The organism is Thioclava marina (genome assembly GCF_002020135.1).
Lineage (GTDB): Bacteria > Pseudomonadota > Alphaproteobacteria > Rhodobacterales > Rhodobacteraceae > Thioclava > Thioclava marina.
The window spans coordinates 49556-61672 of sequence record NZ_MPZS01000002.1; the positions used below are offsets into that span (position 1 = coordinate 49556).

The 12117-nt window shown below is 65.9% G+C and carries 10 protein-coding genes; 2 read left to right on the plus strand and 8 right to left on the minus strand.

The window, feature by feature from the left end; genetic code table 11:
- Window positions 1-128: 128 nt before the first annotated feature.
- On the plus strand, window positions 129-1505 hold the full coding sequence (locus BMG00_RS10450) for an FAD-binding oxidoreductase (RefSeq protein WP_078574316.1): 1377 nt from the start codon (window positions 129-131) through the stop codon (window positions 1503-1505).
- The gene (locus tag BMG00_RS10455; protein WP_078574317.1) at window positions 1502-1894 is read left to right on the plus strand and encodes an SgcJ/EcaC family oxidoreductase; all 393 of its coding nucleotides are present in this window, start codon (window positions 1502-1504) and stop codon (window positions 1892-1894) included. The genes BMG00_RS10450 and BMG00_RS10455 overlap by 4 nt, the downstream gene beginning before the upstream one ends.
- 174 nt (window positions 1895-2068) lie before the next feature.
- Here BMG00_RS10455 and recN read toward each other — a convergent pair whose 3' ends face one another.
- The 8 genes from recN to murB all read right to left on the minus strand — a co-directional run bounded on the left by recN (window position 2069) and on the right by murB (window position 12077).
- Window positions 2069-3718: a DNA repair protein RecN gene (gene recN / locus BMG00_RS10460; protein WP_078574318.1), complete on the minus strand. Its 1650-nt coding sequence runs from the start codon at window positions 3716-3718 to the stop codon at window positions 2069-2071.
- 18 nt (window positions 3719-3736) lie between these two features.
- Window positions 3737-4585, minus strand: a complete 849-nt coding sequence (locus BMG00_RS10465) for an outer membrane protein assembly factor BamD (RefSeq protein ID WP_078529965.1) — start codon at window positions 4583-4585, stop codon at window positions 3737-3739.
- A gap of 201 nt (window positions 4586-4786) precedes the next feature.
- Window positions 4787-5707, minus strand: a complete 921-nt coding sequence (gene lpxC / locus BMG00_RS10470) for a UDP-3-O-acyl-N-acetylglucosamine deacetylase (RefSeq protein ID WP_078574319.1) — start codon at window positions 5705-5707, stop codon at window positions 4787-4789.
- 232 nt (window positions 5708-5939) lie between these two features.
- On the minus strand, window positions 5940-7622 hold the full coding sequence (gene ftsZ / locus BMG00_RS10475; protein WP_078574320.1) for a cell division protein FtsZ: 1683 nt from the start codon (window positions 7620-7622) through the stop codon (window positions 5940-5942).
- Between the two features lie 269 nt (window positions 7623-7891).
- Entirely contained in the window at window positions 7892-9217 is a 1326-nt protein-coding gene (gene ftsA, locus BMG00_RS10480) for a cell division protein FtsA (RefSeq protein WP_078529726.1), read from the minus strand.
- On the minus strand, window positions 9214-10176 hold the full coding sequence (locus BMG00_RS10485) for a cell division protein FtsQ/DivIB (RefSeq protein WP_078574321.1): 963 nt from the start codon (window positions 10174-10176) through the stop codon (window positions 9214-9216). Before BMG00_RS10485 ends, ftsA begins: the two co-directional genes overlap by 4 nt.
- On the minus strand, window positions 10164-11087 hold the full coding sequence (locus BMG00_RS10490; protein WP_078529730.1) for a D-alanine--D-alanine ligase: 924 nt from the start codon (window positions 11085-11087) through the stop codon (window positions 10164-10166). Before BMG00_RS10490 ends, BMG00_RS10485 begins: the two co-directional genes overlap by 13 nt.
- 57 nt (window positions 11088-11144) lie before the next feature.
- The gene (gene murB / locus BMG00_RS10495; RefSeq protein ID WP_078574322.1) at window positions 11145-12077 is read right to left on the minus strand and encodes a UDP-N-acetylmuramate dehydrogenase; all 933 of its coding nucleotides are present in this window, start codon (window positions 12075-12077) and stop codon (window positions 11145-11147) included.
- Window positions 12078-12117: the final 40 nt, after the last annotated feature.

Genomic DNA, 12117 nt, shown 5'->3' on the forward strand with positions numbered 1-12117 from the left:
TCTAGCTAGGCCGGACAACGTTACAAATCCTTGATCCGAGACAAAAACCGCCGACATTTTTTCGCGCCCCTTTCCCTTCGCCAGCGATGCGCCTAATGCTTGGGCGACTTGAAAAGGGGAGACGGGACATGGCACTGGCGCAGGCTTTGGCGGAGCTTGAAAACCTTCTGGGCAAGCGCCTTGCCACAAATCAGGCAGAGCGCGACCAGCATGGCCGCTCCGAGACATGGTTCCCCGCAAGCCCGCCCGATGCGGTCGCCTATCCCGAGACCACACAGGAGGTCAGCGAGATCGTGAAGATCTGCGCCACCCATGACGTGCCGATCACCGCCTGGGGTACGGGCACGTCGCTGGAAGGCCACGCGCTGCCGATCCGGGGCGGGATCAGCCTCGATCTGATGCGGATGGACAAAGTGGTCGAGGTTCTTGCCGAGGATATGCAGGTGCGCGTGCAGCCCGGGGTGACGCGCGAGGCGCTCAATACCGATCTGCGCGCGACGGGGCTGTTCTTCCCGGTCGATCCGGGCGCGAATGCCTCGCTTGGCGGGATGGCGGCGACGCGGGCGAGCGGCACGACGACGGTGCGCTATGGCTCGATGCGCGACAACGTGGCGGCGCTGGAGGTGGTGATGGCCGACGGGCGGATCATCCGCACCGGCAGCCGCGCGAAGAAATCTGCCGCCGGTTACGATCTGACCGCGCTGATGCTGGGCTCGGAGGGCACGCTCGGGATCATCACCGAACTGACGCTGAAGCTGCATGGCCAGCCCGAGGCGATCTCGTCGGCCGTCTGCGCTTTCGACACGCTGGAAGCGGCGGTCGAGACGGTGCAGCTGACGATCCAGATGGGCATCCCGATGGCGCGGATCGAGTTCGTCGACGACCTGACCGCGCAGATCTTCAACGAGGCCAATGGCACGAACTTCCCCGCGAAACCCCATCTGATGATCGAGTTTCATGGCTCGGAAAGCGGCGTGGCCGAGGCCTCGGAGCGCTTCGGCGAAGTGGTAGCCGAGATGGGCGGGGCCGATTTCCAATGGGCCACGACCACTGAGGACCGCAACCGGCTGTGGAAGATGCGCCACGGCGCCTACCCTGCCTCGATCGCGCATCGCCCGGGCTGCATGGGCCTCGTGACCGATATCTGCGTGCCGATCTCGCGACTGGCAGAAGCCGTGGCCGAGACCAAGCATGACATCGAAGCGGCAGGATTGATCGGGCCGGTGGTGGGCCATGTCGGCGACGGGAACTTCCATTCGGTGCTGCTGCTCGATCCCGAAGACAAGGACGAGTTCAAGCGCGCCAAGGCCGTGGCCGCGAAGATGGCCGAGCGGGCGCTGGCGATGGGCGGCACGGTGACCGGCGAGCATGGCATCGGCATGGGCAAGATGGGCTATATGCGCGACGAGCATGGCGCAGGCTGGGACGTTATGGGCCAGATCAAGCGCGCGCTCGACCCTCAGAACATTCTCAATCCCGGCAAACTGGTGGAGCAGAACGGATGAGCTTTGAAACCCCAGAAGAGCTTCCGCGGGCCTTCGCCAAGGCCTGGGGCGCGCGTGATGCGCAGATGCTGGCAAGGTTCTTCGTGACGGACGCCGATTTCCTCTCGCTCACCGGCGGGATGGCAACCGGGCGAGAGGAGATCGCGGAACTGCTCGCGGGCGAATTGGCAGGCGCCTTCTCCCGCGCGCGCCTCGTGACCGGAAAGACGAAACTGCGCCCCGTCGGACCGGAGGCGGCCGTCATCCTGCAACGCTTCGTGCTGACCGGGATCATGAACGCTGACGGCTCCGATGCCGGCCGGATCGGCTGCACCTTGGCTGCGACGCTGGGGCTCTCGGATGCGGGATGGGAAATCGTCGCCGCGCAATTCGTGGTGGAAGCCGGATAAGGGCCATTTCAGCCGCCGCCGGGTCGCGCGGCTGGATCGCCAAGAGGGGGCGCTGCCCCCGTCGCCTGACCGCGCCTCCCCCGAGATATTTTCATCAAGAAGAAGGGAAGCCCCGCTTCGACTGGGTCGAAATATCCCGGAGTGAATGGCCGAGAGGCCAGAGGGGCAGCGCCCCTACCCCTTGAGCAGATCCTGAGCCGCGGCACGGGCGGCTTCGGTCACTTCCGCCCCGGAGATCATGCGGGCGATCTCATCGGTGCGCTCGGCTGCCCCAAGCGCACGAACTTCAGAGGTCGTCATACCGTCACTGACCGATTTCGCGACGCGGAAATGGGTCGCGCCACGCGCGGCCACTTGCGGGGAATGGGTGACGACGAGCACCTGCGCGCCCTCGGCCAGACGCGCGAGCCTGCGCCCGACCGCGTCGGCGGTCGCCCCGCCCACGCCACGGTCGATCTCGTCGAAGATCAGCACCAGCGTATCGGCGCCGCGCGCGAGCACCACCTTGAGTGCCAGCAGGAAGCGCGACAGCTCCCCGCCCGAGGCAATCTTGTTGAGCGGACCTGCAGGCGCGCCGGGATTGGTGGCAACGGTGAAGCGCGCGATATCGGTGCCCTCCGCGCCCGGGTCGCCCGCACTGATCCGGGTTTCGAACACGGCGCGTTCCATCTTCAGCGGCGCGAGCTCCCCCGCCATCGCGGCATCAAGCTTGCCTGCCGCCTCCGCGCGGGCTTTCGACAGCGCAGCGGCGGCCACGTCATACATTGTCCCGGCCTTGGCAAGCGCGGCTTCCAGCGCGCCGATCCCTTCCTCGCCCGCATCGAGAGCCGCCAGTTTCTCGCGCAGCCCTTCGGCGAAACTTCCCAGCTCATCGGCGAGCACACCATGCTTGCGCGCAAGCGCCCGGATCGCGAAAAGGCGCTCCTCGCAGGCTTCCAACGCGTGCGGGTCGAAATCGAGCGCATCGAGCGCCTCTTCTACTCCCTGCGCCGCCTCACCCAGTTCAAGCAGCGCGCGCTCGAGCGCCTCGAGTGGTGCATCGAGCCGTCCCTCGGCTCGGTCCGCAGCCCCTTGCAGCCAGCGGTCGGCATCGCGCATCGCACCCTCCGCCCCTTCCGGACCCAAGGCTGCGAACGCCCGTGCCACGTCTTCGCGGATCTTCGCCGCGCCCTGCATCAGGCGACGCTGACTGTCGAGTTCGGCCTCCTCACCGGGTTTCGGATCGAGCTTGTCGAGTTCGCCCACCGCATGGCGCAGGAACTCTTCCTCGTCCTTGACCGCGGCCAGAGCGGCACGGGCGGCGTCGAGCTTGCGCGCGGCCTCGGCGCGGGCTTTCCACGCCGCGCGGGTTGCACCGAGCAGATCGTCATGGCCCGCGAACGCATCGAGCAGCGCCCGGTGCCCGCGTTCGTTAAGCAAGCCGCCATCATCCTGCTGCCCGTGCAGTTCCACCAGCGAGGCCGAGACCTGCCGCAGCACATCGCCCGAGGCGCGCCGGTCGTTGATCCAGGCGGTCTTGCGCCCATCACGCGCGTTGACCCGGCGCAGGATCAGCTCGTCGGAGACCGGAATACCGGCTTCGTCGAGCACCGCGCGGGCAGGATGGCCCGTGGGCAGTTCGAACACGGCCGTGACTTCGCCCTGATCTGCGCCCTGTCGCACCAGTTCGGCGCGCCCACGCCAGCCCAGCACGAAGCCCAGACAGTCGAGCAGGATCGACTTGCCCGCGCCGGTCTCCCCGGTGAGCACATTGAGGCCGGGGCCGAAATCCAGCTCCAGCCTCTCGATGATCAGAATGTCGCGGATATCCAGCGATCGCAGCATGTCAGGCCGCCGCCCCGGTCAGAGCCACTCGCCGCGGATCACCTGCCGATAGACCTTCGCAAGCCAGCCATCGCCCTTCGCTTCGGGCTTGAGACCGCGCTTTTCGAGCAGGTTATAGGCATCCTGATAGAAGGGCGAGGACTGGAAGTTATGGCCGAGGATCGCACCGGCCGTCTGGGCCTGATCCGTGATGCCGAGGGCGAGATAGGCCTCCACGAGACGCTCAAGCGCCTCGGGGGTGTGCGAGGTGGTCTGGAACTGTTCGACCACGACGCGGAAGCGGTTGATCGCTGCGGAATAGTTGCCGCGCTTGAGGTAGTAGCGCCCGATCTCCATCTCCTTGCCCGCGAGGTGGTCGAAGGCGAGGTCGAATTTCAGGATCGCCGACTGGGCATATTCCGAATTCGGGTATTTCTCGATCACGTCGCGCAGCGCCTGCAGCGCCTGGAAGGTCAGGCCCTGGTCGCGCCCGACCTCGTCGATCTGATCGTAATAGCTGAGCGCCAGAAGGTATTGCGCATAGGCCGCGTCCTCGTCACCAGGATAGGTGTCGAGGAAACGCTGCGCGGAGGCGCGCGCTTCTTCATATTTCTTGGCGCGGTGCTGGGCATAGGCCTCCATGATCAGCGCGCGCTTGGCCCATTGCGAATAGGGATAGAGACGCTCAACCTCGGAGAAATACTTCAGCGCATCGTTGGGACGGCGGGGATTGCCGACCTCGAGCTCGTATTCGCCGCGCTCATAGATTTGCTGAGCGGTGAAATTCTCGAGATTCGGAGCGGCATTCGGATCGGGACCGCAAGCGGCCAGCGCCGTCACAAGACCAAGAGCCCCGAGTTTCGCTGCCGCCAATTTGCCGCGCGCCATGCCCTGCCCCATCCCTTTTTCGCTGCCGGGGAAGCCCCGGGCCCGTCTACTCTCACCCCGTGTTCCGGGGGTGTTCGGGATTTCCTAGCACAGAAAAATCCGGGGCGCAAAATGCGTTTGACGGATTTCCGGGCGGATTTGGCGTCTGCGGGACGCCACCGAACAAGAGCTTGTGTACCCGCCTCAGCGGGGGATGCAAGCTCAGGCGCTCACCATGACTTCGGCGCGGCAAACGCCCGCACCCGGAAGACTGTAGGCCTGTGCCGGCGAGCAGGTCTCCCAGCACCACGCATCGGGGCGCTCGAACAGGGCGCGCAGCAGATTGTTGGTCATCGCATGACCGGCGCGATTGCCGCGGTAGCGGCCGAGGATCGGGGCACCGGCAAGCGCGAGATCGCCAAGGGCGTCAAGCATCTTGTGACGGACCGGCTCATCAGCATGGCGCAGACCGCCGGGGCTGAGAACCTTGTCGCCATCGACCACGACCGCGTTCTCGAAGGTGCCGCCAAGGGCCAGACCGTGCTCTTGCATGGCATCGACATCGGCGAGACGGCAGAAGGTACGGCTGTCCATCAGCTCGCGCACGAAGGCGCCATTCGCCATTTTCAGACGCTTGCTCTGCTTGCCGATCGCGGCGTCGGTGAAATCGATACGGAAATCGATTTCAAGGCTCGCCGCGGGTTCGAGACGGGCAACCGCCGCGCCGTTGCGCACCTCGACGGGCTTGAGGATGCGGATCGCGCGCAGCTCGCCTGCAAGCTGGCGCAGACCGGCCTCGCAGAACGCGGCCACGAAAGGCGCGGACGAGCCGTCGAGGATCGGCACTTCGCCGGCGTTCAACTCGATCAGCGCATTGTGAATGCCCGCGCCCACAAGTGCGGCCATCAGGTGTTCAATCGTCGAGACCTGCACCCCATCTTCGTTCTCGATGAGCGTACAGAGCGTGGCATTCGGAACCTTGTCCCAAAGCGCGGGGACGCGCGGGTTCACGCCGGTCACGTCAGTGCGGCGGAACACGATGCCATGGCCAGCGGGGGCGGGATGCACATGCATCTCGACCGGGGCGCCCGAATGGAGCCCAACGCCGGAAAAGGCCACGGATTTGGCAAGCGTCGTCTGCACGATTGACCTCACAACTTTTGTCTCTGGCGGTAACGGAATCTCAACTCCCGGTGCCGCAGCCTCAGTTAGTCAGACCCGCCCCGCATAACAATTCACTCTTTGTAACGGAGTGAAACAAACCGGCCCGGTCCGGGCAAAACCTTGCGCAGGGTGCAGCAAGCTTATGATTTAACAAGAAAAAGGGCCGGAAAATTCCGGCCCCTCCTCGCGATTTGTGAAACGATTTTTTCGCTCAGTTCGCCTGACGACGCAGGAAAGCGGGGATCTCGATGCGATCCTGATCGTCGCTCTGCTCGTCGTCATAGGCCTCGGCGCGCGGCTGAGCGGACTGATGGCGCGGGGCCGGCTGCGGCGCGGGCTGGGCTTCGGGATGGCCATGGCCGGTCATCCGGTTGATCAGCGAGTTGATCCCGAAACGCGGCTTCTCGGCCTGCGGCTGGGGCGCGGGTGCGGGCGGACGGCTCGCGGCCATCGGGCGCTGCTGAGACGCGGCCGGGGCCTTGTTCACCGCCGCTTCGAGACGACGCAGAGCCTCGGGCGAGGGCGTGCCGGGCTGACGCGGACGCGGGGCCACATAGGCTGCCTCGTCCTCGACATGCAGCTCGGGCGCGGGTTCGCTATGAGCGCGATAGGCCGGGGGCGGCAGGTCGTCCGCCACTTCCGGAGCGCGCGCTTGGTGCGCGGTAGCGGCGGCACGGGCGGCGGGCGCATCGAACAGGGTACGCTCGGGCGCGGGCTGCGGGGCCGGTTGCGGGGCCGGGTTCACGCTGAGCGCGGGGCCCGGAGCGGGCTGGTGTGCCGGCTGGGGCGCAGGTTGGGGCGCCGCGGCGGCCGGAGCCTCGTATTGCGGCTGCGGTGCGGGCTCGGGGGCGCGCTCCTGCACCGGTTCGGCGGGCTTCAGCGGCTCGGCGAGCGAGCGGCGCGGCACCGGGATCTCGGTGGTCGCGGCCAGAGCGTCGATGCCGGTCGCCACGACCGAGACGCGCATCGCGCCGTCCATTTCGGGATCCAGCGTCGAGCCGACGATGATGTTGGCGTCCGGGTCCACTTCCTCACGGATGCGGTTTGCGGCTTCGTCGAGTTCGAACAGCGTGAGGTCGTAGCCGCCGGTAATGTTGATGAGAACGCCTTTCGCGCCCTTGAGCGAGATCTCGTCGAGCAGCGGGTTGGCGATCGCCTTCTCGGCGGCCTGAACGGCGCGGTCTTCGCCGTCGGCCTGGCCGGTGCCCATCATCGCCTTGCCCATCTCGTCCATCACCGAGCGGACGTCGGCGAAGTCGAGGTTGATCAGGCCCGGGCGGACCATCAGGTCAGAGATGCCCTTGACGCCCTGATAGAGCACGTCATCTGCCATCGCGAAGGCCTCGGTGAAGGTGGTCTTCTCGTTGGCGAGGCGGAACAGGTTCTGGTTCGGGATCACGATCAGCGTGTCGACGACCTTCTGCAGAGCATCGAGGCCCTCGTCGGCTTGACGCATCCGCTTGGCGCCTTCGAACTGGAAGGGCTTGGTGACGACGCCCACGGTCAGGACGCCGAGCTCCCGCGCCGCCTGAGCGATGATCGGAGCGGCGCCCGTGCCGGTACCACCGCCCATACCGGCGGTGATGAAGCACATATGCGCGCCGGCCAGGTGATCGACGATGGTCTCGATGCTCTCTTCGGCGGCGGCCGCACCCACCGAGGGACGAGCGCCTGCGCCGAGACCTTCAGTCACTTTCGTACCCATCTGGACGCGGGCTTGCGATTTGGACTGCTGGAGCGCCTGGGCATCGGTATTCGCCACGACGAACTCGACACCTTCGAGCTGCTTCTCGATCATGTTGTTGACCGCATTGCCGCCCGCGCCACCGACGCCAAACACGGTGATCCGGGGCTTTAGGTCCTGCTGCTCTGACATCATCAAATTCAACGCCATGTGGTTTGTCCGCCTGTTGTTGCTGCCCGGCCCTGTCCCAGACCGAATTAAATGGAAATTAGGCCGATTTTAGCGATGAATCGCCGCATCGTCACGTAAAAAACCGCCCCAAACCACAAAATCTGGAGTTCGCTTTTGCGTGACAAGCGGTATTTCGCGCAGGTCTCAGAATATGGTGTTGAGCAGGCGGCATCACTGCCGCCCCTGCGATCGCTTTAAGGTCGCATGGCAGGTGCCTGAGATCGCCAGAGTTTCACTTTTTCAACATTTCACCAATTGTCGCGGAACCAGCGGATAGCCCTGCGCAGCGAGCGCCCGCCCATCGTCTCCGGCGGCATCTCGAAATCCCACCATTCGTCTTGCGGATGGGCCGCGAAAAGCGCGAGCCCCACCACCGAGGAGAAGCCCGAACCGGTCGCCGCCTGCGGCAGTCCCTGCACGCGCATAGGACGCCCGAGGCGCACGTTCTGGCCGAGGATTCGAGCCGCGAGACCGTCGAGACCGGGGATCTGGCTCGCGCCGCCGGTCAACACAATCTGCTTCGAGGGCAGGTGTTCGAACCCGGCCCCGTCGAGGATCGCGCGCACATCTTCGAGGATTTCCTCGACGCGCGGACGCATGATGCCGATCAGTTCGGCGCGGCTGATCTGGCGACGGTCCTTTTCCCAATCGCCGGAATTGCCGCCCAGCTCGATCATCTCGCGATCATCCATGCCGGTCGCGACGACGCCGCCGTGGAAGGTCTTGATCCGCTCGGCCACCGACATCGGCACCTGAAGCCCCGCCGCGATGTCGCGGGTGACGTGATCGCCGCCCAGGCGCACCGCATCGGCATAGATCATATGTTTCTTCATGAAGATCGACACGCCGGTTGCGCCACCCCCCATATCCACGCAGGCCGAGCCCAGTTCCTGCTCGTCCTCGACGAGGCTGGAGATGCCCGAGACATAGGCCGAGCTCGCAATACCCGCGAGTTCGAGATCGCAGCGACGGATGCAATAGATCAGGTTCTGGATCGCCGTCTCTTCGACCGTCAGCAGATGCATATCGACCGCGAGGCGCTGGCCCGCATGGCCGCGCGGATCACCCAGACCCGAGCGGTGATCGAGCGCGAAATTCACAGGCTGCGCATGAAGCACCTCGCGCCCCGCACCGATCGGCGGCATGTCGCAGGCCGCCAGCACCCGGCTGACATCGCATTCGGTGACCTGATCGCCTTGCACCTCGATCTCGCCCGCGAGACCATAGGAGCGCGGCTCGGCCCCGGCGAAACAGGCGATCACGTGATCGACGCGGGTATTGGCCATCTTCTGCGCCGCCTGAACGGCGGTGCGGATCGCACGCTCGGTCTCGGCCATCGCGTCGATCTCGCCAAAACGGACCCCGCGCGAGCGGGTCGTCGCGGCCCCGATCACCCGCACCGCTGCATGACCGGCGAGCGAGCCTTCGTCCTCGGGCCCGTTCGGGCTGTCGAACCGCAGCACGAGGCAGGCGATCTTCGATGTCCCGATATCGAGAAGCGCGATCACCCCGCGTTGCATCGCGGCCTTGCGCATGTTGCGCATCGCGCGCTGGAACTCGTAGAGATCGGTCATTGCGTGGCCCTCGCTTTGAGAATGTCGGATTGGACGCGGCGGAACTCGGCGAGCGCGTCATCGCTCAGCCGGATCGTCGGGCGGTCCTTGTTGCGGAAATCGATCACGGTGAAATCGCGTGCGAGGAGATCCTCGGCCGTGTTGAGCGCAAGGATGCGGTCGAGAGCCGAGACGGGATCTTTCTCGGGCAGCATGATGCGCTGGTCGTTGTCGAGCACCATGTCCCAGCGCCGCTCGCCCACACGCTCCAAACCGCGCAGGCGTGGGAGGATCGGGCCCGCATCCGCGAGGATCTGAAGCGCTTCGGGGACCGCCTTGTCCGCACCCTCGCCCGCAATCACCGGCAGATCCGGCCGCGCCTCGCGGGTCAGGAGCGTCGCGACCCGGTGACCGGATGTGTCGAGCATCTCGAGCCCCGTCGGCTTGCGCCACAGGATCGCCGGAATGCGCTCGGTCACGTCGGCTTCGAGAATGCCGCCCGCGCGGATCACGAGGCTCACATCGGCCACCGCATCCAGCCGACGGATCGTGTCGCGGTAGGCCTCGAGATCGATATCGAAGCTCGAAGCGGGCAAGCCCACGGGCATCATCGCGCGCACGGCATGGGCGACCTCGGGGCTCGCGCCCTCGATCTTGAGGATCTTCACCATGAATTCGGGGCGATGCTCGATCGCCTCCTTCGCGTCCTGCACCTTGGCGACCAGATCGGCGCGGCGCCCCTGATCCCCGAGCCAGAGCCCAAGCCCCAACACCACGACAAAGACCGGAACCCCGATCCGGGTGAAGGCGCGCACCGCCGGGGTGAGCCAAAGGCGCTGAAGCCTGAAGGACAGGCGCGACGGAGCGGGGTCGCGGCGCGGCGTGCGCGCACGCTGATAGACGCGCGGCGCCATGCCGGTGACGGGACCGCCGCGATGGCCCGAGGCCTCGCTCGGGGGATGCGGGGTCAGCGGTCGCATGAGGCATCCTCCACCAGCCAGGCGCAGAGCGCGGGGAAGTCGATGCCGCAATGCGCGGCCTGTTCGGGGGCGAGCGAGGTGGGCGTCATCCCGGGTTGGGTGTTGGTTTCAAGCAGCACGAGCCCTGCAAGCCCCCTGCCCTCGTCCCAGCGAAAATCGGTGCGCGACAGGCCCCGGCAGCCCAGTACCTGATGGGCACGCAGAGCGTAGTCGAGGCAGGCCTCGGTGATTTCATTCGGCAATTCGGCCGGCAGCACATGGCGCGACCCGCCGGGGCGGTATTTCGCGTCATAGTCATACCAGCCCTCGGTGATGATCTCGGTCACGCAAAGCGCGCGGTCGCCCATCACCGACACGGTCAGCTCGCGGCCGGGCGCATAGGTCTCGACCATCACCTCGGCGGGCATCTGTTCGGACAGCTTCGGCGGCGAATTTGCCCCGTCCATCACCAGATAGACCCCGACGGAAGAGCCCTCGTTATTCGGTTTCACGACATAAGGCGCGGGCAGCACATGGCGCGCCATCACCTCTTCTTTCACCGCGATCACCGATTGCACGATCGGCAGATCAACGGCGGCATAGGCCTGCTTGGCACGGGCCTTGTCCATCGCAAGCGCAGAGGCCAGCACGCCGGAATGGGTGTAGGGAATACGCAGCCATTCGAGCAGGCCCTGCACGCAGCCATCCTCGCCCCAGCGGCCATGCAGGGCGTTGAAAACGCAATCGGCCCGGGCGTCCGCCAGACGCTGCGGAAGATCCTCTCCCGCGTCGATCTCGATCACTTCGAAACCCGCCGTGCGCAGCGCCTTGGCGCATTCGCGCCCCGAGGACAAAGACACCTCCCGCTCTGCGGAAGGGCCGCCCAAAAGGACCGCCACACGATGGGATGCCCTGCTCGACATACCCGCCACTTTCGCCTCATGCGGGGGTTGGCCCCCGTCTGGAAATCGCGCTTAAGGGCAGAGGTCTTATGCCTCGAATTCTCCCACGCGCATGATTTCCCACTCTAGCGAAATTCCGCTCGATTGCACAACCTTTTTGCGCACCTCTTCCCCGAGATTTTCGAGGTCTGCGGCCGTAGCGTCACCGGTGTTGATCAGGAAATTGCTGTGTTTTTCGGACATTTGCGCACCACCGATCCGTGCGCCGCGCATTCCGGCATCGTCAATGACCTTCCAGGCCTTCAGCTCATGCGCATCATCGGCGCGTCCCGTCGAGGAAAACCCCGCCGGGTTGCGGAAGGTCGAGCCTGCGGTGCGGTCCTTGGTAGGCTGGGTGGCGTCGCGCTTGGCGAGCTGGTCGGCCATATGCGCCTCGAGCGCCTCCGGATCACCCGCCTCGGCGCGGAACGTGGCCCCGGTCAGCACCCAGCCTTCGGGCAGATCGGACTGGCGATAGGCGAAGTTCAGATCCTTGGGCGTGAGCGTCACCCGCTCGCCCTCGCGCGTGATCGCGCGGGCCTCGATCAGGTGATCGGCGACGTAAGAGCCGTAGCAGCCCGCATTCATCCGCACCGCGCCGCCGATCGCGCCGGGAATCGTGCGCAGGAAGGTCAAGTCGCGCCCCGCTTGCGCCGCGCGCCGCGCGACATGGGCATCGAGCGCCGCGGCGCCTGCAATCACCGTCTCGCCCTGCACCTCGATCCCGTTGAAGCCCCGCCCGAGCCGGATCACCACCGCCCGGATGCCGCCATCGCGCACGATCAGGTTGGAACCCACCCCCATCGGGAAGACCGGCACCTCCTTGGGCAGCCCCTTCAGGAAGGCCGCTAGGTCGTCTTCATCGGCAGGCTGGAACAGCCAGTCTGCCGGGCCGCCGACACGCAGCCAGGTCAGATCGGCCAACGGCCGGTTCGGCGTCAGCGCGCCGCGCGGAGTATAGCTCGAAAGACAATCACTCATGGCTAGTCTCCTAGCCGCGCCTGCCGCTCAGGGCAAGCAG